The sequence below is a fragment of the Streptomyces sp. NPDC056486 genome, from assembly GCF_042795295.1.
Classification (GTDB): domain Bacteria; phylum Actinomycetota; class Actinomycetes; order Streptomycetales; family Streptomycetaceae; genus Streptomyces.
On the sequence record NZ_JBHTSF010000126.1, the window covers coordinates 1 to 26,452 of the forward strand.

At 70.2% G+C, this 26,452-nt stretch carries 24 protein-coding genes; 11 read left to right on the top strand and 13 right to left on the bottom strand.

From position 1 onward, the window contains the following. The first annotated feature begins 322 nt into the window (after window positions 1-322). Complete coding sequence (locus ACFQ7F_RS34395; protein ID WP_383279310.1) at window positions 323-1,117, top strand: SAM-dependent methyltransferase; 795 nt, start codon at window positions 323-325, stop codon at window positions 1,115-1,117. 21 nt (window positions 1,118-1,138) lie between these two features. Here the strand turns inward: ACFQ7F_RS34395 and ACFQ7F_RS34400 are convergent, their stop codons facing one another. Then, complete coding sequence (locus tag ACFQ7F_RS34400) at window positions 1,139-1,546, bottom strand: MerR family transcriptional regulator (protein ID WP_383279313.1); 408 nt, start codon at window positions 1,544-1,546, stop codon at window positions 1,139-1,141. A gap of 49 nt (window positions 1,547-1,595) precedes the next feature. Between ACFQ7F_RS34400 and ACFQ7F_RS34405 the strand changes: the two genes are divergently transcribed. Further along, window positions 1,596-2,483 carry an NAD(P)-dependent oxidoreductase gene (locus tag ACFQ7F_RS34405; RefSeq protein ID WP_383279316.1) on the top strand — a complete coding sequence of 296 codons (888 nt, stop codon included), beginning with the start codon at window positions 1,596-1,598 and terminating at the stop codon, window positions 2,481-2,483. 81 nt (window positions 2,484-2,564) lie between these two features. Here ACFQ7F_RS34405 and ACFQ7F_RS34410 read toward each other — a convergent pair whose 3' ends face one another. Then, the gene (locus tag ACFQ7F_RS34410) at window positions 2,565-3,458 is read right to left on the bottom strand and encodes a helix-turn-helix transcriptional regulator (protein ID WP_383279319.1); all 894 of its coding nucleotides are present in this window, start codon (window positions 3,456-3,458) and stop codon (window positions 2,565-2,567) included. 269 nt (window positions 3,459-3,727) lie between these two features. On the opposite strand from ACFQ7F_RS34410, the gene ACFQ7F_RS34415 reads away from it, so the two are divergent. Then, window positions 3,728-4,705: an aldo/keto reductase gene (locus ACFQ7F_RS34415; protein WP_383279322.1), complete on the top strand. Its 978-nt coding sequence runs from the start codon at window positions 3,728-3,730 to the stop codon at window positions 4,703-4,705. 51 nt (window positions 4,706-4,756) lie between these two features. Then, window positions 4,757-5,608 carry an aldo/keto reductase gene (locus tag ACFQ7F_RS34420; RefSeq protein WP_383279325.1) on the top strand — a complete coding sequence of 284 codons (852 nt, stop codon included), beginning with the start codon at window positions 4,757-4,759 and terminating at the stop codon, window positions 5,606-5,608. Window positions 5,609-5,968: 360 nt separating this feature from the next. Here ACFQ7F_RS34420 and ACFQ7F_RS34425 read toward each other — a convergent pair whose 3' ends face one another. The 11 genes from ACFQ7F_RS34425 to ACFQ7F_RS34475 form a co-directional block, all read right to left on the bottom strand. Then, window positions 5,969-6,676, bottom strand: a complete 708-nt coding sequence (locus ACFQ7F_RS34425) for a nitroreductase (RefSeq protein ID WP_383279328.1) — start codon at window positions 6,674-6,676, stop codon at window positions 5,969-5,971. 68 nt (window positions 6,677-6,744) lie between these two features. Beyond that, window positions 6,745-7,479, bottom strand: coding sequence for an NADPH-dependent F420 reductase (locus ACFQ7F_RS34430; RefSeq protein ID WP_383279331.1), 735 nt, complete (start codon window positions 7,477-7,479; stop codon window positions 6,745-6,747). Between the two features lie 141 nt (window positions 7,480-7,620). Next, window positions 7,621-8,217, bottom strand: a complete 597-nt coding sequence (locus tag ACFQ7F_RS34435) for a TetR/AcrR family transcriptional regulator (protein ID WP_383279334.1) — start codon at window positions 8,215-8,217, stop codon at window positions 7,621-7,623. Window positions 8,218-8,745: 528 nt separating this feature from the next. Next, window positions 8,746-8,886 carry a zinc-binding dehydrogenase gene (locus tag ACFQ7F_RS34440; protein ID WP_383279378.1) on the bottom strand — a complete coding sequence of 47 codons (141 nt, stop codon included), beginning with the start codon at window positions 8,884-8,886 and terminating at the stop codon, window positions 8,746-8,748. Window positions 8,887-8,977: 91 nt separating this feature from the next. Further along, window positions 8,978-10,036: an aldo/keto reductase gene (locus ACFQ7F_RS34445; RefSeq protein ID WP_383279337.1), complete on the bottom strand. Its 1,059-nt coding sequence runs from the start codon at window positions 10,034-10,036 to the stop codon at window positions 8,978-8,980. 101 nt (window positions 10,037-10,137) lie between these two features. After that, window positions 10,138-11,184 carry an aldo/keto reductase gene (locus ACFQ7F_RS34450; protein ID WP_383279340.1) on the bottom strand — a complete coding sequence of 349 codons (1,047 nt, stop codon included), beginning with the start codon at window positions 11,182-11,184 and terminating at the stop codon, window positions 10,138-10,140. Window positions 11,185-11,274: 90 nt separating this feature from the next. Then, a complete protein-coding gene (locus ACFQ7F_RS34455; protein ID WP_383279343.1) occupies window positions 11,275-11,511 on the bottom strand; it encodes a hypothetical protein in 237 nt (78 codons plus the stop codon). After that, complete coding sequence (locus ACFQ7F_RS34460; protein ID WP_383279346.1) at window positions 11,508-12,866, bottom strand: acyl-CoA dehydrogenase family protein; 1,359 nt, start codon at window positions 12,864-12,866, stop codon at window positions 11,508-11,510. The genes ACFQ7F_RS34455 and ACFQ7F_RS34460 overlap by 4 nt, the downstream gene beginning before the upstream one ends. Window positions 12,867-12,926: 60 nt before the next feature. Further along, the gene (locus ACFQ7F_RS34465) at window positions 12,927-14,117 is read right to left on the bottom strand and encodes a hypothetical protein (RefSeq protein WP_383279349.1); all 1,191 of its coding nucleotides are present in this window, start codon (window positions 14,115-14,117) and stop codon (window positions 12,927-12,929) included. 338 nt (window positions 14,118-14,455) lie between these two features. Next, window positions 14,456-15,544 (bottom strand): LLM class flavin-dependent oxidoreductase, encoded by a 1,089-nt coding sequence (locus ACFQ7F_RS34470; protein ID WP_383279352.1) that lies wholly within the window; start codon window positions 15,542-15,544, stop codon window positions 14,456-14,458. Between the two features lie 122 nt (window positions 15,545-15,666). Beyond that, entirely contained in the window at window positions 15,667-16,854 is a 1,188-nt protein-coding gene (locus tag ACFQ7F_RS34475; protein ID WP_383279355.1) for an acyl-CoA dehydrogenase family protein, read from the bottom strand. A gap of 689 nt (window positions 16,855-17,543) precedes the next feature. Here ACFQ7F_RS34475 and ACFQ7F_RS34480 point away from each other — a divergent pair. The 7 genes from ACFQ7F_RS34480 (at window position 17,544) to ACFQ7F_RS34510 (ending at window position 26,389) form a co-directional block, all read left to right on the top strand. Further along, window positions 17,544-19,157, top strand: coding sequence for an ABC transporter substrate-binding protein (locus tag ACFQ7F_RS34480; protein ID WP_383279358.1), 1,614 nt, complete (start codon window positions 17,544-17,546; stop codon window positions 19,155-19,157). Between the two features lie 2 nt (window positions 19,158-19,159). Next, the gene (locus tag ACFQ7F_RS34485; protein ID WP_383279361.1) at window positions 19,160-20,212 is read left to right on the top strand and encodes an ABC transporter permease; all 1,053 of its coding nucleotides are present in this window, start codon (window positions 19,160-19,162) and stop codon (window positions 20,210-20,212) included. Then, window positions 20,209-21,117: an ABC transporter permease gene (locus tag ACFQ7F_RS34490; RefSeq protein WP_383279364.1), complete on the top strand. Its 909-nt coding sequence runs from the start codon at window positions 20,209-20,211 to the stop codon at window positions 21,115-21,117. The genes ACFQ7F_RS34485 and ACFQ7F_RS34490 overlap by 4 nt, the downstream gene beginning before the upstream one ends. Then, entirely contained in the window at window positions 21,114-22,793 is a 1,680-nt protein-coding gene (locus tag ACFQ7F_RS34495; protein WP_383279366.1) for a dipeptide ABC transporter ATP-binding protein, read from the top strand. The genes ACFQ7F_RS34490 and ACFQ7F_RS34495 overlap by 4 nt, the downstream gene beginning before the upstream one ends. A 97-nt stretch (window positions 22,794-22,890) precedes the next feature. After that, a complete protein-coding gene (locus ACFQ7F_RS34500) occupies window positions 22,891-24,129 on the top strand; it encodes an LLM class flavin-dependent oxidoreductase (protein WP_383279369.1) in 1,239 nt (412 codons plus the stop codon). Next, the gene (locus ACFQ7F_RS34505; protein WP_383279372.1) at window positions 24,126-25,112 is read left to right on the top strand and encodes an LLM class flavin-dependent oxidoreductase; all 987 of its coding nucleotides are present in this window, start codon (window positions 24,126-24,128) and stop codon (window positions 25,110-25,112) included. Before ACFQ7F_RS34500 ends, ACFQ7F_RS34505 begins: the two co-directional genes overlap by 4 nt. Then, complete coding sequence (locus ACFQ7F_RS34510; protein ID WP_383279375.1) at window positions 25,109-26,389, top strand: acyl-CoA dehydrogenase family protein; 1,281 nt, start codon at window positions 25,109-25,111, stop codon at window positions 26,387-26,389. Before ACFQ7F_RS34505 ends, ACFQ7F_RS34510 begins: the two co-directional genes overlap by 4 nt. Window positions 26,390-26,452 lie beyond the last annotated feature (63 nt).

Here is a 26,452-nt window from a genome sequence, read left to right on the forward strand (position 1 = left end):
GGCCGGGTTCTTCCGTCCGGGCGGACGAGGGCCTTGCGGGCCCAACGGGGCACCCCTGGAGGGCGCTTCGCGACCAGTGACGGTCTGCCACATGATGATGACGCCGGGTGTGCCGTGCCTCTGCTCTCCCGCCTGCGTACTGCCGAGCATTGCGCCTGGCGGGGCGGTAGCCGCACATCTCATCAGCGTCTCCAACGACAGGCCGCGTCACGCAAGGCGGAGGCCCGGTAACGGCCTCCTCCCCCATCGCGGGGATGAGTTGCTGTGGCATGCTGTCGGCATTTCGCCGGGTGGCTGTCCCGGTCGCGGGAAGGAACAGAGCGTGAGTGACGGTGCCAGGACCACAGGGATCGATACCAGCAAGCCGCACCCGGCACGGGTGTACGACTACTTACTCGGAGGGAAAGACAACTACCCGGTGGACCAGGAGGCCGGTGACGAACTCGTTTCCGCAGCACCGGAAGCACGCATAGGCGTCCGGGCGAACCGCGCCTTCCTGGAACGCGCGGTGCGATTCGCCGTTGGCAGCGGCATCCGCCAAATCCTTGATGTCGGAACCGGGTTGCCGACATCACCGAATATCCACGAGATTGCTCAACGCGTGGCCCCGGATGTGCGCGTTGCCTACATCGACAACGATCCGATCGTGAAGGCGCACGGGGATGCCCTGCTGAGCCGCTCCGGCACGACCAACATCGTGCTCGCTGACCTGCGTAGACCGCAGGACGTCGTGAACCACCCCGATGTCCGTCGGCTCATCGACTTCGACGAACCAGTGGCCCTGTTCCTCGTCGCCATTCTCCACTTCGTCACCGATGAGGAACAGCCCAAGCAAATTGTCGCCGCCCTCCGCGACGCGCTGCCTGCAGGAAGCCTCCTCGTACTTTCACACGCCACGGCCGACTTCGCCGATCGCAGGGGCGCGCAAGCGGTCTACAACAATGCCACCGCCACGTTGAACTTGAGGACTCGCACAGAGATCGAGCAATTCTTCGACGGATTCGACCTGGTCGAACCCGGTTTGGCTCAGGCGCCGTTCTGGCGCCCCGACGGTCCGCCTCCCGACGGGTCCCGGGAGATCGGCTTCTACGCAGGCGTGGCACGCAAGACTGACTGAACTCAAAGCCACCCCGGCTGCTCAGGCGGGGACGGGCTCCAGGCCAGCATCGTCAAAGGGTGGATAGCTCTCGTCGCCCATTCGCTCGGCCGCATCGATGTATTCGGCAAGAGCGTCGCGGGATCGAGCGAGCCTGTCCATCTGATCGTCCAGTCGCCGCAGCCGTGACCGCATCGCGGCCAGCAACTCGGAACAGCCGGGCAGCTCCGGGGTCTCTCCGACCGCACAGGGCAGCAGGTACGCGATGTCCTCGGAGGACAACCCGGCACCAAGCAGGTGCCGGATCTGCTTCACCCGAAGCACGGCGTTCTCGTCGTATTCGCGGTAGCCGTTCGCGCTGCGGTCCGCCTCCAGCAGGCCCTGGGCCTCGTAGTAGCGCAACTGATGGGCGTTGACGCCCGCCCGATGACTCAGTTCCCCGATCCGCATCAAAACCTCGCTTGACCTTCACACCGGTATCAACGTTGACGATGCTGCCATGAACAACAACAGAACCAATACGCCCGTGACAGTCATCGGACTTGGACGAATGGGCCAGGCACTCGCCGGCGCGTTCCTGAAGGCCGGGCATCCCACAACCGTGTGGAACCGTACGGCCTCCAAGGCCGACCAGTTGGTGGCCGGGGGTGCGCGGCTGGCGCCAACGGTTGGCGACGCGCTCAAGGAAGGTTCCCTGACGGTCATCTGCGTCACCGACTACGAGGCCATGCGCGAGCTGCTCGGCACGAGCGATATCGCGCTGGACGGCACGATGCTGATCAATCTGACCTCGGGCGACTCGGCCCAGGCCCGGGAAACCGCCCAGTGGGCCGAGCGGCTCGGCGCCCAATACCTGGACGGCGCCATCATGGCCATCCCGCCGGCGATCGGGACCGCCGAGGCGGTGATTCTGCACAGTGGGCCGCAGTCGGACTTCGAGGCACACAAGTCAACACTCGAAGCGCTCGGTACCGTCGCCTACCTTGGCGCGGACCATGGGCTGGCGTCCCTGTACGACGTGGCCGGCCTGGCCATGATGTGGAGCGTCCTGAACGCCTGGCTCCAGGGCACTGCCCTGCTCAGGACGGCCGGCGTTGACGCCGCAACGTATGCGCCGTTTGCGCAGCAGATCGCTGCCGGTGTGGCCGAATGGCTGCCTGGGTACGCCGAACAGATCGACAGCGGCTCCTTCCCGGCCGAGGTGTCGGCCCTGGAGACCGAGGTGCGGTCGATGGCGCACTTGATCGAGGAGAGCGAGGCGGTGGGTGTGAACGCCGAACTGCCGAAGTTGATCAAGGCGATGGCCGACCGCTCGATCGCCGCCGGACACGGTGGGGAGCAGTATCCCGTGCTGATCGAAGAGTTCGGCAAACCCCGCAACGACTGACCGACCCCGACACCGGGCTTCAGGGTCCCAGGCTTCCGCGTGGCGGGCCGTCCGGATCCTGATCGCGAACACCGACCAGGCTCAAGTCCTCGTGTCGTGCCCGTTCGGGGAGAGGTCAGCCGGCTCCGCGGTCAGGTCCAGCAGAAGCATGGCGTCGTAGTCCGGGGTGCCCGGTTCCGCGGTGTAGGTGCTCAGGCGTTGGCCCGGAGTGCCGTCGAGGTGCATGCTCTGGCTGCTGAGAGTGAGGAAGCCGACCTTCGGGTGGTGGAAAGTCTTCTGAGGCTTCTTGCTCCCGCCGACATCGTAGCGTTCCCATAGCCTGGCGAAGTCCGGGCTCTTGAGGGTGAGTTCGCCGACGAGGTTGGTGAAGTCGGGTGCGTCGGGGTTGGTGCCGGCCGCGGCGCGCAGCCGGGCGACGCAGGAGCGGACCAGGTTCTCCCAGTCGGGGAACAGCTCACGTGCGGTGGGGTGCAGGAAGAGGTAGCGGGCAAGGTTTCGTTGTGTGACGGGCCAGTCGGTGAGGCCCGCGTACAGGGCCAGACCGGCGGGGTTCCAGGCCAGCAGGTCCATGCTGCGGCTGATGATGTAGGCCGGGTTCGGCCGCATGGTCTCCAGGATCAGCTTCAGGTGGGGGCGGACCGTACGGCTGGGTGGAGGCGGTGGCTCGGGCGCATAGCGTGCGGCGCGGGCGGCGAGCTCACGCAGGTGGTGGTGCTCGTCGTCGTCGAGCTGCAGGGTACGGGCGAGGGCGTCGACGACACCGGGGCTGGGTCGGGTCTCCTTGCCGCGCTCCAGCCGCGTGTAGTAATCGATGCTGACCCCGGCGAGCGTGGCCACCTCTTCGCGGCGCAGGCCGGGGGTGCGCCGTATACCGGGCCCGGGGGTGAGGCCGGCGCTCTCGGGGCTGGTCTGGGTGCGGCGTGCGCGCAGGAAGCGCGCCAGTTCGTCGCCACCTGTGTGCTGCTCGGGTGCCATGGGACCAGTCTCTCCCTGTCTTCGCCCGGGCAGCGCTCTTGAGGGGGGCCCTGTCGCTCCCCCGCTGTTCTCTCCCCTGATCGACTCGGCCTGCCTGCTCGGCGCGAACGGCGGCAGGCTGGATACATACCCGCTCATCGCCCTCTAGCCAGGCTCGCCCCAGCGACGAATCTCCTACTGCGGCCCGCATCCGGCCGCAGCGGGGTGGTCCGGTTGCGGCAGTGCCGACGGAGCGAGGCAATAGCCATGGGCGGAAGAAAGGAAGCACTGTGAAGCACATCAAGCTGCGTGACCTGGACGTTTCCCGGATCGGTCTTGGCGCTATGGGAATGTCCCACGGCTACACCGGCTCCGGAACCAACGAGGCGGAGTCCGTCCGTACCCTGCACCGGGCACTGGAACTGGGCGTCACGCTGATCGACACAGCCGAGATCTACGGCCCTTACGCCAACGAGGAGCTGCTCGGCCGGGCGCTGAAGGGCCGCTGGGACCAGGTTGTCCTGGCGACGAAGTTCGGGATGGTCGCGCACGCCGGTGCGGGGGCCTGGAACCTGGACAGCAGCCCGGCCAACATCCGCACCGCCGTCGAAGGCTCACTCAAGCGCCTCGGCACCGACCACATCGACCTCTACTACCAGCACCGGGTCGACCCGAACACCCCGATCGAGGAGACGGCGGGCGCCGTGGGCGAGCTGATCGCCGAGGGCAAGGTCCGCGCGTTCGGCCTCTCCGAGGCCGGCCCCGACACCATCCGCCGCGCGAACGCCGTCACACCGGTCACCGCCGTTCAGTCGGAGTACTCACTGTGGACCCGGGGCATCGAGGAACGGGTACTGCCGGTGCTGCGGGAGCTGAACATCGGCCTGGTGCCGTTTGCGCCGCTGGGCCACGGTTTCCTCACCGGCACGATTCGCTCCGAGAACGACTTCGACGAAGGCGACTTCCGCCACGGGAACCCGCGCTTCACCGGCGAGAACTTCCGGCGCAACCTGCGCCTTGCGGACGAGGTCCAGGCCATCGCCGCCGAGGCCGGTGCCACCCCCGCGCAGGTCGCCCTGGCCTGGCTACTCACGCAGGGTGACGACATCGCCCCCATCCCCGGCACCAAGCGCGTCCACCGCGTCGAGGAGAACACCGCCGCCGACGGCATCGAGCTGACCGCCGAGCAGATCGAGAAGCTCAGCAGTCTGCCCCCGGCGGCCGGCGAGACCCACACAGAAGCGGGACGGCAGATGCTCGAACGCTGAACCGCCGCCACGCCCCCGTACACCCCGCGCCCTCCCCCTAGAAGGAACGTCATGCAGCAGGTCACCCTCAACAACGGCGTCGAGATGCCGATCCTCGGCTTCGGCGTCTACCAGATCCCTCCGGAGCAGACCGAGCAGACCGTCTCCGAGGCCCTCGCGGCCGGCTACCGCCTCCTGGACACCGCCGCCTCATACGGCAACGAGGAGGCCGTGGGCCGTGCCATCAGGAACAGCGGCATCCCGCGCGGGGAACTCTTCGTCACCACGAAGCTGTGGGTCCAGGACGCACCCGCCGAGGCCAACACCAAGCGCGCCTTCGAGACCTCGCTGGCCAAGCTCGGCCTGGACTACCTCGACCTGTACCTGATGCACCAGCCCTACGGCGACGTCTACGGCCAATGGCGCGCCATGGAGGATCTCAACCGTGAGGGCCGTGCCAAGGCGATCGGCGTCGCCAACTTCTACCCCGACCGCCTCCTCGACCTGACCCTCAACAACGACATCACGCCCGCGGTCAACCAGATCGAGACACACCCGTTCTTCCAGCGCGCCGCCGACCAGGAGCTGATGCGTGAGCACGGCGTCCAGATTCAGTCCTGGGGCGGGTTCGCCGAGGGCAAGAACGACCTGTTCACACAGCCGCTGCTGAGCGAGATCGGCGCCAAGCACGACAAGTCCGTCGCTCAGGTCGTACTGCGGTGGTTGACCCAGCGGGGCGTGGTCGCCATCCCCAAGTCGGTCCGTGCCGAGCGCATGGCGGAGAACATCGACGTCTTCGACTTCGAGCTCACCAACGAGCAGATGGCTCAGATCTCCACCCTGGACACCGGATCCTCCCTCTTCTTCGACCACCACGACCCCGAGATGGTGACCTGGCTGGCCAAGCGGCGCCTCGACGGCTGAACCCGGCCAGCACTTCATCCGCGCCCTCGGCGACGGCGCGTTTCTAGCCGCTGCCGGGCCGGTCGTCGGGCTGGTCGGCACCGCAGGCGGGATCACCTCGTCGATCTCCTATCCTGCTCTGCTCTGCTCTGCTCTGCTCTTGGTGGGGCTTCCTGCCCTATCGGCGAACGTCACCAACCTCGTCGCCGGAGTGGCATGTTGGCCTGGCCCGGCGCTTGTCTCCCAATCCGAACTGGCGGGTCGTGGAGCATGGCTGCGTCGATGGATCCCGCTGTCCGCTCTGGGTGGTGCAGCGGGTGCGGTGCTGTTGCTCGCCACCCCGGCCGGGGTGTTCGGCCCGGCTGGGGATCGCAGCAGAAGCTACTGCTCGTCGAGGACTCCGGGGGTGTCGTGCAGGACGACGCTCTGCTCAAGCGGGACGCGTCCCATGTGGAAGTTGTTCGCCGGTGCGGCCAGGTCGGCTGTGCCGAAGGAAATGCCGAACAGCAGCTTGAGCTCCTTGGGAACGCCCAGGAACTCGCGGACGGTGTCGGCGTACATGCCGAGCATGGTCTGTGGAATGCCTCCGAGCCCCCGGGCCGTCAGCGAGAGCAGGAAGTTCTGTGCGTACATGCCGATGTCGCCAGCCGCCCGCACCCCGTCGCCGAACGCGGGCATGAAGAGGAAAGCGGCGTGGGGGGCGCCGTGGAATTCCAGGTTCTCGCGGGCCGCGGCAGTCCTGGCTGTCCGGTCCGAGCGGGGTATGCCCAGAGCCTGGTAGAGGGTCGCGGCGTGGTTGTGTGCCCGGTCGAGGTAGGTGCCCTGGCCGAAGTCGGCGTAGCTGAAGGAGAAGTCGTAGGAGAACCGCTCCTCCTCATCGGCTTTGAGCAACTCCTTGCTCAGGGCGTCGCGTGCCGCGCCCGAGACGACATGCACCGTCCAGGGCTGGGTGTTGCAGTTCGACGGGGCAGCTTGAGCGTCTTCCAACACGCCACGGATGTCCGACGGGGGCAGCGGGGCGGGATGAAACTTCCGGACGGAGTACCGGGAGCGCACGAGGTCGGTGATGGGCGAAGCCGTGGCGGGCAAGGTGGTTCCCTTCAAAGGAGTTGCGACTCGGGTGCGGCGCGGGGGCGGTGCCGACCGTGCCAGCTGTGTCAGTTGTGCAGGGAGCGGTTGAGCTCGACGGTCTCTGCAAGCGTGGGCGCGGAGGTGAGGGAGGCGAAGCGCTCCATCATGCGGTCGCGGTTGCCCGTGGCTGCGTCCCGGTCAGCCGCATTGAGGGCCGCTCCCAGGTCCTCAAAGCCCAGTTCGGTGCAGTAGGCGGGCGTCATCGGCTGCTGACGCCAGGAGTCGGCCAGCACGCCGGCGTCGAAGGGATCAAAGCCGCTCTCGTCCACCAGTCGCATGCCCACGCGCCGCGCCTCCTCGGAGTCGGCTGCCACCGGGAGCGCGATGCGGCCCGCGGTTCCCGCGGGCACGCCCTTGGTCTGCAACGTGCCGGCCAGGGCGGCGTTCCATGCCTTGACGATGGGCCGGCCCAGCTGCTCGGCCACCCACAGGCTCTCCACCTGGCCCTTCTCCACCGCGTCAATGGGACCGCCCAGGTGGGGGAAGTAGTTGGAGGTGTCGATGACGACGGTCTGACTGGGCACCGAGGCGAAGAGAGCGGCTACCGCCGGGACCCGCCCGAAGGGCACGGACAAGATGACCACGTCCTTGCCCTGAACGGCATCAGACGCTCTCACCGCGTGCGCGCCGAACTCCAGCGCGGCAGCATCGATCGTCTCGGGCCCACGGGAGTTCGCCACCTGGACGTCGTGTCCGCTCGCGCTGAACTTGCGCGTCAGCGTCTGCCCGATCACTCCTGAACCGATAACGCCAATTCTCATGATTTGTCCCTCTCGAAGTTGCACTACCCCGGGGGGGGGACGGCGCGGTGTGATGGATGGATATGGATGGGGATGTGCGGGATGGCGCCGCCGGAACCCCTGTGGCACCGAAGGCTGCTATCCGGGGAAGCGGCCGGTGGCCTACTCCTCGTTGTCCTGTTCGCGGTATCCGCTTTCGATGAGCGTGCGCAGGCGGCCGAGCGATTCCTCATCCGTGGCGCCGGTGCCGCTGATCCAGGCAGTGGAAATCGCCGCGAGGAACAGGTCGTACCCCTTCACCGACGGGCGCGCGCGCCCCGCGAGCTGCGCGGCCCGCAGGTACTCGTCGGTGGTGGCGATGAGGTCGTCACAGGGGAGGGTGAGCGGGTTGTCCGGCTTCTGCTCGCGGGCCGCGGCCATGAGCGGTTCCGGCAACCCGCTGAAGGCGCTGAAGTACTCCTCCATGGCCCGCAGCCACTGCCGCAGCATCTCGGAGGCATCACCGAGCTGCGCGATGTCCGCCCGGCGGGCCACCAGCTCCTCGGAACGGGTCTGCAGCACGGCCGCCAGCAGCGCCTCCCGGGTCGGGAAGTGCCGGTACAGCGTGGCGGGCCCGACACCGGCCTCCTTGGCCACCGCCTCCAGGGAGGCACCGACACCGTCCCTCAGGAAGTGACACTGCGCCGCGTCCAGGAGGGCCGCACGGTTGCGCTGGACATCCGCTCGGGGCCTGCGCCCCTGTTGGCCCTCGGTGTCCATAGGTCCTCCTGCTTGATCCGTCCCGGCGGCCCCAGAAAAACGGAGGCCGACTCCGCACAAGGTCGAGCGTAAAACGGAGGCAGCATCCGGTCAACCTGGGCGCCGCTCTCCGCCGCACACGGACGGCGTGAGCGGCGTGTGACTGGTCGCACGCCGCTCACCACGCTCACCCGGGCCAGCTCAACCGCTCACGGGCAGGCGTAAGGGCTCAGCCACACCACCGGGGGCCCTTCCGTGCGGAGGATCGGACCCCATCTGTCGACAAACATTGTCAGCAATCACCATCGGATCCGATGGGATCGGCGCCGCCCCGGAGTTCCGGAATGTCCGGGTTCATTGGACGCCCGGCCTCGTGATGGTGGGGGGGGCGAACGCGTAGACGGTGTCGGTGGCCGACGGCGATGCCGCGGATGGCGGCCTGGCTGTGGAACAGGGACAGGACGTCCAGCGGGGCGGTCATGCCGCCGAGGATGCCGACCAGGGAGATGTGGTCGGCGACCCGTGGCGTGCACGGACTGGTTGAGGTTGTCACCGCCGACGATCGGTGGCCCCCAGGGCGGCTGCCTTCTTCAGCTTGTCATCGCTGCTGGAGGTGGCGAAGACTCGGGCGCCGAGCGCGGTAGCGCTCTGGATGGCGAACAGGAAGACGCCGCCGGTGCCCTGGACCAGGAGACGACCGGCTCATCGACGAACTGGTAGTACGGGCCCAGGCTGAAGGACTACAGCTGACGGGCGAGTTAGGACACACCGACATCGCGCGTCACGACGCCCTGCCCTCACGCGATGTTCCCGCGCGGCGGCGCAACGACGGATCGGCGACCGCCGGCGGCACGGCTCCGTTGTCACGCTGGTGGAAAACATGCCCCGGCGGAACGATCTCGTCGATCCGGTCCAGGATGTCGGTGCTGAGCCGCACCTCCAGCGCCTTGAGATAGGTGTCGAGGTGCTCGGCGGTCCGCGGTCCGATGATGACCGAGGAGACGCCGGGATGGTTCAGCGAGAACGCCACCGCGAGCTGGATCAGTGACAGGCCCGACTCCTCCGCGAGGCGTGCCAGGGCGTCGGCGGCGGTGAGTTTGTCGGCGTTGCGCGGGGCGGAGATGTCGTAGCGGCCGGGGATCAGATCCTCCCGGAAGGACTTCGGCTGGGCTCCGCCCGCCCGGTACTTGCCGGACAGCCAGCCGGCCGCGAGCGGCCCGTAGGCCAGCACCCCCAGACCGTACTTCTGGGCGAGCGGCAGCACGTCGCGCTCGTTGGACCGTACGAGCAGGGAGTACGGGATCTGCTCGGAGGACGGCCGCAGCAGTCCCCGGCGCTCGGCGGTCCACTGCCCCTGGACGAGCTGTCCGGCGGGGTGGACCGAGGTGCCGAAGTAGCGGATCTTTCCCTGGTGGACGAGGTCCGTGAGCGCGCCCAGGGTCTCTTCGAAGTCGGCGGACGGGTCGGGACGGTGGGCCTGGTAGAGGTCGATGTGATCGGTGTTCAGACGGCGCAGACTGCCCTCGACCGCCTTGAAGATCCAACGCCGCGAATTGCCCTGATGGTTGGGGTCGTCGCCGAGACGGCCGTGGAACTTGGTGGCCAGGAAGACGTCGTCACGGCGGCCGTCGGACAGCGCCTTGCCGACGATCTCCTCGCTCTCGCCCTGGGAGTAGGCGTCGGCGGTGTCGACGACGTTGATCCCGGCGTCGAGTGCGCCGTGGATGATCCTTACGCCGTCCTCGTGGTCGGGGTTCCCTCGCGCGCCGAAGTTCATGGCTCCCAGGGTCAGAGGGCTGACCTTCACTCCGGTGCGGCCGAATTCCCGCAGGTGGACCATGGTGTCTGTCTCCTCGTACTTTCTGCTGGCTGCTCGCCCGTCTCACACGGGGAGGGGCAAACGGTTCGGTCAGCGCCCGCCGGTATCGGCGCTCGCCGGTATCAGCGCTCGCCGGCCGGGCGGCGACGGGTGGACGGGTCGGTGAGGGACGGCGGCTGGTAGCCCTCGTCGGCGGGGCTGAGGGTGATGCCGGGCGGCACGATCTCATCGATGCGGTCGAGCACGTCCGGCGTCAGCCGTACGTCGACGGCACCGAGCTGCCCGGCCAGGTGCTCCTGGGTGCGGGGGCCGATGAGCACCGTCGACACGGCCGGGTGCTGCAGCACGAACGCGAGCGACAGATGGACGAGGGACAGGCCCGCCTCGTCCGCCAGCTCCGCCAGTTGGTCCACCGCCGAACGCTTGCGCCGGTTGACCTCCAGCTGCGGATCGTGGCGATGCGGCTGACGCTCCAGGCGGCTGGAGTGGGCGTGTTCCTGGGCGTCCTTGCGGTAGCGGCCGGACAGCCAGCCGCCTGCCAGCGGGCTCCAGGACAGCACGCCGAGGCCGTGCTCCTCGGCGACCGGGAGGACCGCGCGCTCGGCCGCGCGGGCCAGGAGGGAGTACGGCGGCTGCTCGGTGACCGGGCGCCGCAGGCGCAGGCGCTCCGCGGTCCACTGGGCCTCCACCAGCTGGTGGGGCTCGAAGGTGGTGGTTCCGTAGTAACGGATCTTGCCCTGGCGCACGAGGTCGTCGAGGGCGCCGAGGGTCTCGTCGAGGTCGACGGACGGGTCGGGACGGTGGGCCTGGTAGAGGTCGATGTGATCGGTGTTCAGGCGGCGCAGACTGCCCTCGACCGCCTTGAAGATCCAACGCCGCGAATTGCCCTGGTGGTTGGGATTGTCGCCGAGGCGGCCGTGGAACTTGGTGGCCAGGAAGACGTCGTCACGGCGGCCGTCGGACAGCGCCTTGCCGACGATCTCCTCGTTCTCGCCCTGGGAGTACACGTCGGCGGTGTCGACGACATTGATCCCTGCGTCCAGCGCCTGATGGATGATCTTGACGGAGTCGTCGTGGTCCCGGTTGGCCCAGGCACCGAAGTTCATGGCTCCGAGGGACAGCGGGCTCACTCGCACGCCGGTGCGGCCGAGGGTCCGGTAGGTCGTCATGGGTGATGTGCTCTTCTCACTGGTTGGTTGCCTACACCGGGCGGCCGGGGCCCGGTCGCCGGATGCGAGTTGTGGGTTGCGGGTTGGGGGTTAGGGGTCACGGTTGTGGGTCAGAGGCCAGGCATCCCGTGCCGCGTGCGGGCCGAAGTTCGCGGCGTCCGCGTCACCCGGTGTGGCCGTCACTCTCCATCCGCCGCGTCCCTTGCCGAGCAGGTCGAGCGTGGCGGACGGCCCTGCCACGACGTACGGCTCTTGGCCGATGCCGCCGAAGACACCGGAGTCGAAGTGATCGACGGTCAGGTGGAGCCGGCGTGTCTCGGTGCTCATCGTCCGCCCGCCACGGGCGGGCCGGCCGTGCCAACGCGTTCGATGCCCCGCGGGTAACGGCCGTTGAGGTGGTAGTCGCCCGCGTGGTGGTATTTCCACCGCACCGGATCGTGCAGGGTGTGGGTGCGCGCGTTGCGCCAATGCCGGTCGAGGCCGAGGGCGGCGTCAAGGCCGTCCGCGCCGGCCAGCAGCACCACCTCGTCGGTCACGGCGACCGATGCCTCGTACGAGCGCCCCTTCGCCTCCTCCACCGCGATGAATGCCGCCTGGGACGCCGGGAGTTGAGGCTCGGGCAGCGCGCGGGCGTGGTCCACTAGTGCCGCCGCGCGATGCACCAGCGAGCGGGCCGCCGCGACCCGGGCATGTGCCGCGCCGAGCACCGCCAGGTGTTCGGGACGGCGCCGCACCAACGGTGTCCTGCCTTCCCGCGCCAGGGCGAGCAGTTCCCCGATCGCACCCTCGGCGATACCGACCTCCACCGCGGCATGGATGATCTGCGCGAACGCCGCCGACAACTGCGAGCGCGCCGGGTCGGACACCCAGGGCACGACGTGTCCGGCCGGTACGAAGACGTCGTCCAGGCGGGTCGTTCCGCTGTAGGTGACGCGCTGCCCGAACGCCGACCAATCGGTGTCGATGTGCAGCCCCGGGGCGTCGCGCGGCACCAGGGCCAGCCGCGTCCCGCCGTCCGGATCTAGGGCGAGCACGCGCACCCAGTCGGCGGTGAGGGCGCCGGTCGAGTAGTACTTGGTGCCGTTGACGCGATATCCGCCCTCTGCCGGCGTCAGGCTGGTCCGCAACTCGTAGCGGCCGGGGTTGCGTTCGGAGACCGCACTGCCGAAGCGCGCGCCGCGCAGCAGTTCCCCGTAGAAGAACTCCTTGGCGGCGGGCGGCGCCCAGGAGAGATTGTCGACGCCCATGAAGTGGTTCTGGGGGATCTGGCCGAGGGAGGGGTCGGCGGCGGCGAGCGCCCGGATGACGTCGGCGAGCGCCCGGGTCGACACCCCCGGGCCGCCGTACTCGGCCGGAACGGTCATGCCGGCCAGACCCGACGCGCCGAACTCCCGCATCTCCCTTTCGGGGACGACGCGGTGGCGGTCGCGGTGGACGGCGGTGGCGGCCCAGTGCGCGGCCAGCCGACGGGCGACCGCGACGGCTTCGGCTCCGTCGCGCAGTACCGGAACTGCCGCGTTCCGGCCGCCGGTTCCGCGTGTGCCGCCGGTGCCGCCAGTGCCTCCGGGACCGTGCGGCACCGGGTCGCTCTGCACCGGTTCTGGCACGGAAGTCCGCCGCTCGCCCGCCGGGATGCGGGTCCCGCTCTCCCCCGCCCACGTCACGCTGTCAGACGTCGGCATGCCGTTCCTCCGTAAGGTGCAGTCGTCGGCGTTCGCCGCCGTCATGGGCGGTGTTGTCCGTCATACCGCGGCCTCTTCCGTCGCCGCCGTGGTCACGACCAGCTCGCCAAGGGCGGCCTCGGTCCAGCGCGCCGAGGCGACCAGTCCGTGGGCGCGCAGGTCGCGCCAGTGCCGGTCGAGGCCGTAGCGCTCGGCGGTCGATCCTGCGCCGGTGAGTTCCAGGATCCCGGTGGCCACGTCGGCGGTGGCCCGGCGGGCGAACACGGTCAGCTCGGCGACGGCTAGTTCGGCCGACGGCCCCACAGACTCCGTCGGCTCCGCTCCCGCTCCCGTTCCCGCTCCCGGTTCCGGTTCCGGCCCCGCGGCGGTGTCCGGGTGCCGGACGCCGTCCAGCAGGCCGGCCGCCTCCTCCAGCAGGTTCTCCACGGCGTGCAGGGTGGCGGCCAGTTCCCCGTACCGGCGGATCGTGTGGGGTTCGTCGGTCGCGGACTCCACACCGCTGTCCTGCCAAGGGCGGGTACGTTCACGCAGGAAGGCGGTGCCCTCGGCCAGCGCGGCGCGGGCCACGCCCACGTCGACGGCGGCGGACAGCACCTCGTACGGCAGTCGCGGATCCGCCCGGTCCGGTACGCGCAGCACGTGTGCGGGCGGACTGTCCGCCGTCCGGGGCGACAGCGTGGTGAAGGCCAGTCCGTCCAGCCCGAACAGCCGTCTCGCGGACGCGCTCCGAGGTGCCGGGACGAAGGTGACACCGGCGTCCGGCGCGCCGTCGGCCGGGACGACGCCCACCCAGTCCGTGAGATCGGGCACGGATGCCACAGGGGCGTCCCGGTCCGTGTCCGGTGCGTCGGCTTCCGGTCCCGGCCCCGGCGCCACGGCCAGGGCCAGGACCGCGCCCTCGGCGTGCCGCCGCGCGAGCCAGTCGCGTCCGGCGGGATCGGCGTACAGACGGTGCAGTTCGGCGACGAGTACGTCACCGGTGACGGCGACCGCCGACGAGGGGTCGGTCGCGGCGAGCTCGGACAGCCGGTGGGCCAGGTCCCGCCAGCACGGGACACGGTCCGCCGGTGCCGGGGCTCCGGGTTCGGAAGCGGGGCCGAGGATCCGCTCGCGTACGGCGCGGACCTCTTCTCGCTGGACGGGGAGCCGACGGCCGGAACCAGCATCCGGCCGGGAGGCGGTGTCGGACCGGGCGGGAGCAGGGCGGGCGTCGGCGCGCGGTGAGTGGGCGGGAAGGGGTGGTTCGCTCAAGGTGGATCCCGTGGGTCCGTGAGGTGAGGTCACGTCTGTCGGACGGCGCTGCCGCGGGCAGGGCCGCGTACGCGGTTCAGTGACTGGTGACTGGTGACTCGGTACGGCGGGCGGAAGAACGTCGGATCAGCGACAGACGTGACGACACCGGCGGCCGCGGCGGTTTTCCACGCAGAGGGCGGGAGAACCGGCGACACCTCCAGCGAGCCGGGAGAGGGCGAGCGGTGTTTCAGTCACACAAGAAGCGTGGCACATGCACTGATCACAGGCCAAGGGGAGACGACTCGACGAAATACGAAGTTATTCTTCGCTGACGTCGGGCTGCCGGTGCGGGTGCGTCAAACGGCTGGTTCACGCGGCTCGAACTCGCGCAGCCTGGGCAGGAGTTGGTCGCCGATGCGGGCGATCTCCTGCTTGTAGGGGGTGTCGGAGAGCACGAAGTGGGTGATGCCGAGCTTGCGGTAGTTGCGCAGCGCCGTGGCCACGTCGTCGGCGGAGCCGACCAGCCAGGTGGTCGCCGCTCCCCCGCCGCCCACCTTGCCCGGTGTGGTGTAGAGGCAGGTGTCGAGGACCTCGCCGCGCTCGGCCAGCTCGAACAGCCGCCGCTGTCCGACCGCCGTCCTGCGGTTGCCGGTCCAGGTCAGTTCCGTGGGCTTGGCCGACATCCGCGCCACCTTCTCCTCGGCGTCGTGCCACGCCTCCTCGGTCGTGTCACGCACCAGGGTGGTGATCCGCAGCCCGAACTCCAGCGGCTTGTGCCGCCGTTCCACCTTCGCGCTCAGCTTCTTGAGGCGGTCTATGCGTTCGGCGAGCCCTTCGAGCGGCTCGCCCCAGAAGAGCTGGACGTCGGCCTCGGCGGCCGAGACCCGCTCGGCCGCGTCGGAGGCGCCGCCGAAGTACAGCGTCGGATGCGGCCGTTCGGCGGTGGCGTACGGGCCCGGTGCGACGGTCGCGCCGGTGACCTGGAAGTGCTCACCGTGGAAGGTGACGTTCTCCTCGGTCCACAGGCGGCGCACCAGATGCAGGAACTCCTGGGTACGGGCGTAGCGCCGGGCGGGGTCTGTGGTGGTGTCGCCGTAGGCGGCCGGGTTGTCCAGCCCGCTGACGATGTTGACCAGGACGCGTCCGCGGCTGAGCTGGTCGAGGGTGGCCGCGGCGGAAGCGAAGTGGGCGGGCTGCCAGTAGCCGGGCCGGGCCGCGATCAGCGGCTGGAAGGTGGTGGTACGGGCGGCCAGCGCGGTGGCGACGGTGAAGGTGTCGGGGCGCCCCCAGCCGGTGCCGAGCAGGGCACCGCCCCAGCCGTGGTCCTCGGCCGTGCGCGCCAGTTCGGTGGAGAACTCGATGGAGCCCCAGCCGGCGGTCGTGTCGTCGCCTCGGTGGCCGGGTTCGACGGTATTGGGGATGTACCAGAGGTACTGCTCGCTCATGTCATGTCCGATCGTGCTGGATGACCGTGACGGCGTGCGCCGGCCGGTCGTCGGAAGGAGTGGTCGTCGCAAGAGGTGGTCGTCGCAAGAGGGGTGGCGCCGCGGAGTCGGCGCGCGCCGGGTCACGGGCGTGGCGTGGGCGGGGTGATCGCGTCCGGGAGCGCCGCCGCCCTCGCCAGCTGGGCGTCACGCACCTCGGTGGTCTGTCCCTGCACGAGGACGAACAGTGCCGAGCGCGCATGGAGCTGCGCGGTGTCGTCCGCGGCCAGACCGCGGCCCGACCGTGCGACGACCAGAGCGCGGCTGAGCGCCGACACGGCCTCCCCCGCACGGACCTTGAGGTCGAGGCGCTCCTGACGGCGATGACCGGGGTCGGCGACGGCCAAGGCCTCGTCGGCCAGGGTGTAGGCACGTTCGCGCAGCTCGGCGACGTACGGGGTCCACTGTTCGACGACGGCCTCCGCCGCCCTCTCCTGCCCCAGTTCGTCGAGTACGCGCCGGGCGAGGCCGAAGACGTGGCCGCGGGCGTCGTGCGTCATCGAGCGGTCGGCCGCGCGGTACTCGGCCAGCGGCTGGACGTCCAGAACGTACTCGTCGGGCACCTCGACACCGTCGAGGCGGACCCGTCGGGTACGGCTTCCGCGGACGGCCGCGAGGTCGAGCGGGCCGGCCTCCATGCGGGGTCCGACCGGCACCAGCGCGACGACGACCTGTTCGGACTCCGCCTCCACCGCGGCGAGCAAGAGGGCGGAGTTGAGTCCCCAGCCGCTGACCCAGGAGACGGTGCCGTCGAACCGCAGGCTCCCGCCCCGGCGGGTGGCCCTGACGTACCGGTCGGGGAAGCGCCGGACGTCGCTCAGGCCGGCGCCGACCAAGATGTCTCCGCGCAGTACGCCCTCCGCCAGCGGATGGCGGTCGCCGCGGGCGTGCAGGCCGGCGATCCGGGCCACCGTCGGGGCGTGCTGGGCCCACACCAGCCAGGTGTTGAAGCACGCGTGGGCGAGCACCTCGTGCAGCCGCCGGTCGGCGGCGCGGTCGAGTGCGGCGCCGTCGAACCCGGCCGGAGCCAGGTGGTTGAGGACTCCGGCGGAGCGCAGCGCCGTGACGGTGTCCGGTGGCACTCCTTCGCGGTCGGTCGTGAGCGCTCGCGGCAGCAGCACCTCCCGCGCGAACCGACTGACGTCGCGGACGAGCGGCTCGCCGTCCGCCGCGTCCACCGCCGCCGCGGAGTCGACGGCGGTGGTGGCGGTAGCGGACTCGGCAGGTCGGGATGGGAGTACACGTACGGAGCGCTCCACGGAGCGGGTCATGGGAATTCCTTGCGGATCAGCGCGGTGTGGACCGCCGGGGGTGAACACCGGGGATGAACACCGGGAATGAACACTGTGTGAAGCGTGGGACCGGTGGAGGGTCAGCCGTGGAGTCGGCGCACGGCGGAGGCGGATCGCGGCATCAACACTGCGCGCTGGACACGCGGACGAGGTCGACGCAGAGCTCACTGGTAAGGAGCGGGACCTCGGGCATGTGATCGAGTCTCAGCGTGATCGTCAGGGATGTCAATGCGGCCCCGCGGTGTCAGGTTCGCGGCACGGTTCGTACCGCGAGACGGCGGTTGACAGATTTCGGGAAACCCACACAGACTCTCTGCCCATGAGCCGGCAAACACTGCTGACCAGCGAGCGGTGCATCGACCTGCTCAGGGTTTCCAGCGCACGCTGTTGAACGAGGCAGGGCCTGAGCGCCCGCCCCGGCAGCACCTCTCGCCGGACGACATCACTGCAGCGGCCTCAGTCGCCCGTCACGGGCGTGTCCGCCCGGACCTGAAATGACCAGGCCCGATCTGATCCCGTCCGTTCCTGTCTGATCCCGGATTTTCCGTACCCACCCTTCGCACCGACGCGACGCCCGTGGCCGCGGGCCTCCGCGTGCCTTCGCACGGCTCACCCCGGTCGGCAACTCGGCGTCCTCCGCCGCCTGTTCAAAGGAATGTCACGCCGCCATGAGACTTACTCGTGTCCGCTCCCGCACGGCCGCAGGCGCCTGTGTCGCCGCCCTGACCCTGCTCCTGTCGGCCTGCGGCGGTGGCACACAGGAAGGTTCCGCCTCCTCGAAGCCGGTCTACGGGGGCAAGCTGACGTACTACGATCCCGTCGCCTATGGGGCCTGGCAGATCACCAACACCCTGTGGTCCAACAGCAACGTCACCGCGAACCTCGCGGACCGGCTGACGTACCAGAACCCGAAGACCGGGAAGATCGAGCCGTGGCTCGCCAAGAGCTGGACCGTCAGCCCCGACCATCTGACCTACACCTTCCATCTGCGGTCCGGGGTGACGTTCAGCGACGGCACCGCGCTCGACGCACAGGTGGTGAAGGACAACCTCGACCAGCACGGGTTCGGTGACAAGAAGCAGGGCATCGCCCCCGACACCTTCTTCGCCAACTACGTCGGCACGAAGGCCGTCGGCGAGGACACCGTGAAGGTCACCCTGTCGAAGCCGAACACGGGCTTCCTCCAGCTCCTCTCGTTCTACCGCACCGGCATCCTGGCCGAGTCCTATCTGAAGAAGGACTGGAAGAAACAGGGCGAGCTGACCGGTCTTGTCGGTTCGGGCCCGTTCGTGGTCTCCGGCGGCAACGGCACCAACCGGGTGACCCTCAAGCGCCGTGACGACTACGACTGGGCACCGAAGAGCGCGAAACACCAGGGCAAGGCGTATCTGTCGGAGATCGAGTTCAGGACGGTTCCCGAGCAGAGCACCGCGGTCGGCGCCCTGCAGTCCGGACAGGCCGATGTCGTCCGCAACATCGCGCCCGTCGACGAGGAGACCGTCAAGAGCGGCGGCGGTCAGGTCGAGGCGTTCCCGGTGGCCGGCGAGTCCAACCAGCTGCACATCTCGCTGGCCGCGGACGCCCCCACCAAGGACCTGAAGGTACGTCAGGCACTCCAGGCGGCGACCGACCGCAAGGAGATCAACCAGATTGCCCTGTCGCCGAGTTACCCGGTCGCCGACGGTGTCCTCGTGCACGGCACACCGCTGCGCCCGGACGGCAGCTCCTACCTGAAGTACGACCTCGCCAAGGCCGAGCGGCTGCTGGACTCGGCCGGCTGGAAGAAGGGGTCGGGCGGGATCCGCACCAAGGACGGCAAGCGGCTGTCCTTCACTCTCTATGTCACCCCCTTCTACCAGGTCTCCCAGGCCGTGGTGGAGGTGCTCCAGTCGCAGTGGAAGAAGGCCGGTGTCGAGACGAAGCTGAAGAGTCCCTCGCTGAGTCAGTACCAGGCCGAACTCTCCAAGGACCAGGTGTTCCAGCAGGGGCAGCTCTCGCGTGCCGAGCCCGACGTACTGCGGACCGAGTGGCACAGCGGCCTGACGAACGCCTCGTACACGAAGATCCCCGCCCTGGACAAGCTGCTTGAGGCCCAGGTCGGCGAGTTCGACGCGAAGAAGCGCGCGCAGAAGCTGACCGAGGTGCAGGACCACATCCTGAAGAACGCGCTGAGCATCCCGCTGTACGACGAGACCCAGGTCTACGGTCTGGCGGCCGGCGTGCACGCGTTCGGGACCGAGTCCACGGCCCGGTCGAGCTTCTACGACACCTGGCTGTCCTGATCATGGGACGCCATGTCCTGCGACGTCTCGCCCAGGCCGTCCTGGTGCTGTGGGCGGCCTACACCCTGACCTTCGTCCTGCTCACCGCGTTGCCCGGCGACGCGATCTCCAACCTGGTCAAGAACCCGCAGAGCCAGCTGACTCCGGAGGACGGCGCCGTCATCAAGGCGTTCTACGGGGTGGACCGTCCGGTGGTGGAGCAGTACGTGCACTCCCTGGACGCCCTGCTCCACGGGAACCTGGGCTACTCGCTCAGCAGCGGCACCACCGTGTCGAGCTTGCTGGGTGACGCGCTGCCCAGCACGCTGAGCCTGACCGGCCTCGGGTTCGTCCTCGGCGCACTCATCGCTGCGGCGGTCGGACTCCTCGGCAGCTACCTGCCCTGGGCCCGGTCGCGTCGGCTGCTGCAGTCAGTGCCTGCGCTGGCCGCCTCGGTGCCCAGCTTCGTGATCGGCATCCTGCTCCTGAACGTCCTCTCCTTCCAACTGCACGTGATCCCGGCGGTCGACGACGGAACGTTCCTGGCCCTGGTGGCGCCTGCCCTCACCCTGGGCATCACCGTCTCGGCTCCGCTGTCCCAGGTGTTCAGCGCCTCGATCGCGGCGACCAGGAAGCAGCCCTTCGTCCATGTGCTGCACGCCAAGGGCGCCGGCGAACGCTTCGTCTTCGGCCACGGCGTGCTGCGCAACTCCTCGCTGCCCGTGCTCACGCTGCTGGGCCTGGCGGCGGGCGAGCTGATCGCCGGCTCGGTCGTCACCGAGGCGGTGTTCGCCCGCGGCGGCATCGGCCAGGTCACCACCAACGCCGTCAACACCCAGGATCTGCCTGTCATCCAGGGCGTGGTGCTGGTCTCCACCCTGGGTTACGTCCTGGTCAACCTGCTGGTCGACGTCGTCCATCCGCTCATCGACCCGCGCGTCCGGGCCGATGTACTCGCCCGGCGCGCCACACGGCCCTCCGTACCCGGCCGATCCGCTGAACCTGCCGGATCCGCCGAACCCGGTGCCGCCGAGTCCCCGTCCGCCCGCGCCCCCATCGAGGTGAAGGTGCCATGACGACCACCTCCGAGAGCCCGCTCGCGGTGGCGGAACCGCCGTCGGCGAACACCGCGCGGCCCACCCCGCCTTCTCCGTCCGGCCGCGCGACCTCGGCTCTGAGATGGCTGGGCCGCCACTGGGGCGTGGCCCTGTCCGCGCTGGTCCTCGCCCTGGTCGTCCTGTGGGCGCTGGTACCCGGCTGGTTCACCGGCGCCAGTCCGACGGAGATCGGGGGCGCCCAGCGGTTGCGACCACCGTCGGGGGACCACTGGTTCGGCACCGATCAGCTGGGCCGCGACCAGTTCGCCCGTGTCGTGTACGGCGCCCGCGCCTCGCTGGCCGGATCGGCGCTGGCCGTGCTCGTCGGGGTGGTCCTCGGCTCGGTCCTGGGCGCGGTCGCGGGCTGGTTCGGCCGGTGGGTCGACGCCGTCCTGATGCGCGCGATCGACGTCGTGCTGTCCATCCCCGGGTTCCTGCTGGCCATCACCATCGTGGTCCTGCTGGGATACGGCATCCTCCAGGCCGCGATCGCGGTCGGCATGACGTCGGCGGCGTCCTTCGCCCGGCTCATCCGCTCCGAGGTGCTGAGCGCCAGGACCAGCCAGTACGTGGAGGCCGCCGTCGCGGGCGGCGCCCGGCCGAGGGCGATCCTGCTGCGTCATGTGGTGCCCAACTCGCTGGGGCCGACGCTGTCGCTGGTCACCGTCCAGTTCGGCGTGTCCATCATCTGGATCGCCTCACTGAGTTTCCTGGGCCTCGGCGCCCAGCCGCCGAGCCCCGAGTGGGGGCGCCTGGTGTCGGACGGCCGCGGCTTCCTCGCGAGCAACTCCTACCTGGTGCTCTACCCGGCGCTGACCGTGGTGGCGGTCGTCCTGGCCGGCAACCGCCTCGCCCGTCACTTCGCAGAGAGGCAGAAACGATGAGCGGCGATATCACGTCCCCGTCCACCGGCGCCGACGGCGCCTCCGTCGGTCCGGACGGCACTCCCCCGGGCCCGGTGCTGGCCGTCGAGCGGTTGAGCGTCGGCTATCGCAAGAAGGGGCAGCCCACGACGACCGCGGCCGTCACCGACGTCAGCTTCGAACTGGCGGCCGGTCAGGTACTGGCTCTCGTCGGCGAGTCCGGCTCAGGCAAGTCGACCATCGGGCACGCGATCCTCGACCTCCTGCCGTCGAACGGACGGCTGCTGGGCGGCGCGGTCACCTACCGGGGCCAAGCCATCGGCGACCTGTCCGCCCGCGCCAGGCGCGCACTGCGCGGCCGGTCGATCAGTCTGATCCCGCAGGACCCCACCGCCTCCCTCGACCCCGTACGCCGCGTCGGCCCCCAGGTGGACGACGTCCTGCGGCTGCACACGGACCTGGACACCGGGGCCCGGCGCAGGCGGGTCCACGAACTGTTCGAGCTGGTCGGCTTCACCGACGTCGAACGGCGCTACCGGCAGTTCCCGCACGAGCTGTCCGGCGGCATGCGGCAGCGCGTGCTGATCGCGGCCGCCGTGGCCGCCGAGCCCGACGTGATCGTCGCCGACGAGCCGACCTCAGGTCTCGACGCCACCGTCCAGGCACAGGTGTTGGACCTCATCGACGACCTGCGCCGCCGCACCGGGACCGCCGTGGTGCTGATCACCCACGACCTGGGGGTGGCCGCGGACCGCTCCGACCTCGTCGGGGTACTGCGGCAGGGCCGCCTGGTGGAACTCGGCCCCACCCGCGAGGTCATCGGCAGCCCGCGGGACGCGTACAGCCGGCACCTGCTGGACAGCGTGCCCGCCCGGCTGGACTTCGGCCCGCACACCGTCCCCGAGCCACCGTCCGGCGTCCCCGCGGTCGAGGTGACCGACCTCGGCAAGCGCTACGGCGCCCACGCCGCGGTCGACGGCATCTCCTTTACGGTGGCGCAGGGCAGCACCTTCTCCATCGTCGGCGAGTCCGGCAGCGGCAAGTCGACGACGGCACGCGTCCTGACCGGCCTGACCGCGCCCACGACCGGCCGGGTCTCCCTGCTCGGCACCGAGGTGGGCGGCCTGTCCGCCAAGGAGTTCCGCGCGCTGCGCCGAGACGTGCAGATCGTCTTCCAGAATCCCTACGCCTCCTTCGACCCGCGCTTCGACGTGTTCTCGGTCGTGGAGGAGCCTCTGCACTCCTTCCAGCCGGCCCGCGAACGCCGGCGCCGCAGACAGGAGAACCGCGACCGGGTGGTGTCCGCGCTGGAGTCCGCCGCGCTGCCCTCCTCGTTCCTGCACCGCCATCCGCGCGAACTCTCCGGCGGGCAGCGCCAGCGAGTCGCGATCGCCCGTGCCCTGGTGTCGGAGCCGAAGGTCGTCGTCCTCGACGAACCGGTGTCGGCGCTCGACGTCTCGGTGCAGGCGCAGATCCTGGAGCTGCTGGTCCGCCTGCAACGCGAACGCGGACTGACGTACGTCTTCATCTCGCACGACCTGGCGGTGGTGCGCGCGATCTCCGACCGGGTCGCGGTCATGCACCGCGGCCGCATCGTCGAACAGGGCACCGTCGCCGAGGTCTTCGACCATCCGTCCGCCCCGTACACCGAGCAGCTGCTCGCCTCCGTCGCCGGACGTGAACTGGCGAGCCGTTGAACTTCCCGAGGAGACACATGAGTCACCCGCCCCGCACGCTCCTTCGGAAACTGCGCAGGCTCCACATGCTTCGGATGCTTCGGAAGGAGCAGTCCAGGTGACCCGGCAACTGCATCTCAACGTCAACATCCTCAACGCCGGTGTCTTCGGCGGATCCTGGCGGTTCCCCGGCACCGACCCGCTGGCGAGCTACACCGTGGAGCACTACACCGAGATCGCCCGCAAGGCGGAGGCCGCGAAGCTGGACGCGGTGTTCCTCGCCGACGGCCCCGTCCTCGAACCGCTGGTCCGACACCGCCCCGGAAACAACCTCGAACCGACCACCGTACTGGCGCGCATCGCCGCGCAGACCGAACGCGTCGGGCTGATAGGCACCCTGTCGTCGAGTTACAACGACCCCGCCGAACTGGCCCGCCGGGTCGGCGACCTGGACTTCCTCAGCGGCGGCCGGGTGGGCTGGAACGTGGTCACCACCGCGGGTGCCGCCGCCGCGCGCAACTTCGGCCGGGCCGCCGAGCCCGAGCACGCCTGGCGGTACGAGCGCGCCGCGTCCTTCACCGAGGAGGTGATCGGCCGGTGGGCGGACCGCACGGGCCTGGCCTCGCCGCAGGGGCGCCCCGTCGTGGTGCAGGCCGGCGGCTCCAGCGACGGCCGCGCGCTGGCGTCCCGGGTCGGTGAGGTGATCTTCTCCGCGGACCAGGACCTGGCCCACGCGCGCGCGTTCCGCGACGAGATCCGCGCCGGAGCGGTGCACTTCGGGCGCGACCCGGACGAAGTCGTGGTGCTGCCCGGCCTGTCCACCGTCCTCGGCAGTACGGAGGAGGAGGCGCGACGGCGCCGCGAGACCCTGGACGAGGTGCTGCCCGACGCCTACGCCCGTCGGCGCCTCGCCGGTCAGCTGGGCTTCTCCCTGGACGGGCTGGCGGACGACGAGCCCATCCCCCGGGAGCTGCTGGTCGAGCCGGACGACGCGGGCGGGTCGCAGACGTTCTACCGCATCGTGAAGGCGATCGTCGACCGGGAGAACCCGACCCTCGGGCAGCTGTTGCGCAAGCTCAGCGGGGGCGGCGGCCACCGGATCGTGACGGGCACTCCCGAGCAGGTCGCCGACGACATCCAGCGCTGGTTCCAGGAGGGCGCGGCCGACGGCTTCAACGTCATGCCCGACGTGCTCCCGTCCGGCTTCGACGACTTCGTCGACCACCTGGTGCCCGAACTCCGCCGTCGTGGCCTCTTCCGCCACGAGTACACCGGCCGCACCCTGCGGGACCACCTCGGTCTGGGACTGCCCGGCCGTCCCCGTCACTCCGGATCAGGAAAGCTGAGTTCCGTATGAGCACAGCCAGCACAGCCGGCACAGCCATCGTCCTCGGCCTCGCGGCCGGGGCCTCCCCCGACACCGTCGCCGACGTGGCCACGATCGCCCATGACACGGGGGTGAGCGCCGTACGCCTGCTGGACGGTGCCCCCGGCGACGTGCTCGACCCCGTCACTACGGCCGCCCACCTCGCCGGGCGCTTCCCCGATCTGCGCTGGCTCGTCGACGCCCCGACCACGCACAACGCCCCCTACAACCTGGCCCGTCGGGTCCTCTCCCTCGACCGGGCCACGAACGGCCGGTCCGGTCTGGTCCTGCGCTCCGGGGACGGCGACGAGGTCAGCGAGGCCACGGTCCCGGACCCTGCGGCCACCGCCCGCACTCTGCGCTGGGCCGAGTACGCCCGTGTCCTCACCGGTCTGTGGGAGACCTTCCCCGCCGCGGCTCTCCTCGGGGACCAGGAGACCGGGGTCTTCACCGAGGACACGCTGATCCGGCCACTCGGTCACGAAGGGCGCTTCTACCGCGTCGCGGGGCCGCTGGACGGACCGTCCTCGCCGCAGGGCCGGCCGGTCCTCGTGGCCGACGCCGGTGACGAACTGGACCTGGCCGACGCCCTCGCACACGCCGACGTCGTGATCCTGCCCGAGGAACACGACGAGCAGACGGCCACGCGTCTCACCGAGGCGTTCGGACGCGCCGGGCGGCCCCGTGAGGAGGTCCGGGTGCTGGGCCGGGTCGGTTTCCCGGCGAGCGGCGACTCCCCCGAGCGGGTGGCCGCCTACCTGGCCGAACGGGCCGAACTGTACGGTCTCGACGGCCTTGACCTCACGATCACGGGTGCTCCCGGTCGGTTGCGTGCCGTGCTGGAGGCACTGGTGCCGCGGCTCCAGCCACCCGCCGGGCCGACACTGCGCGCCGCGCTCGGCCTGCCCGTACCCGTACCCGCGTCCGTACCCAGCTCTGCCCCCGCCTCCGTCTCCGTAGGAGCCGCGTCGTGACCGAAACGCTCGGCACCACCGACCGGAGCACCGACCGGATCGCCAGCCACACCGCAGACCGGGTGATCGCCGCGACCACGCGTCCGGCCGCCTCGCCCGGCGGGCCCACCATCGCCGGGATCCGTGCCTCGATCGCCCCCGTCCTGAGCGGTCTCGCGGCGACCGCCCGCGACCGCGAGGGCACCCGCGATCATCCCTTCGCGGAGGTGCGCGCGCTGGCCTCGGCGCGACTGCTGCTGATCGGCGTCGCCGCCGAGGACGGCGGTGCGGGCGGCACGGTCCGTGACATCGTCGAGGCCGTCATCGAGGTCGCCCGCGCCGACTCCAACGTCGCCCAGGCACTGCGGTCGAGCTTCCTGACAGCCAACCAGGTGGCCACCCGCACCGACCTGCCGCACCGGAACCGTACGCTGGGACGGCTGTTGGACGGCGACCTGTTCGCGGGCACCGGCAACGAACGGACCGGCGGAGCGAGCGGCTCGGTGACCACCACACTCCGCAGGGACGGCACCGGCTACCTGCTGAACGGCACCAAGTACTACAGCACGGGTGCGCTGCACGCCGACTGGTTCAGCGGTACCGCCCTGGACGTGGACGGCAAGGTGGTCCGGTTCGAGGTCCCCACCGACCGGGAGGGCGTGGAACCGCTGGACGACTTCGACGCGGTCGGCCAGCGCCTCACGGCCAGCGGCAGCACCCGGCTGACCGACGTCCGCGTCACCGAGGACGAGGTGATCCGCACCGATCCGGCCGCTCTGCGCCACCCCTGGCAGGGGTCGTTCGCCCAGCTCTATCTGGCGTCGGTGCAGGCGGGTATCGCCGCGGCGGTGCTGGACGACGCGGTGTGGTTCACCCGGGCCAAGGCCCGCCCGATCAAGCACAGCACGGCGGACAGGAGCGTGGACGACCCCTACGTCCGGCACGTCGTCGGGCAGATCGGCGCCCGCGCGCATGCAGCCCGCGCCTCGGTCGTCCTCGCCGCCGAGGCCCTGGAACGGGTCCGCCGCGCCCCCGACGCGGAGGTCCGCGCGGCGGGCGCGGACGGCGCGGTCTCCGTCGCCCAAGGGCAGTACGTCGCCATCGAGTCCGCGCTCAAAGCCGCCGAACTCCTCTTCGATGTGGGCGGCGGCTCGGCGACCAGCCGGGAGTATGCCCTGGACCGGCACTGGCGCAACGCGCGGACCGTGGCCAACCACAACCCGCGCGACTGGAAGGCCGCGGCGGCCGGCGCGTACCACCTCACCGGGGAGGACCCTCCGACGACCGGCCTCTTCTGAACCGCGCCTCCGCAATCAGCCTCCGCGGTCAGGACGCGGCGCCCGCCGGGGAGTTGGGGACTC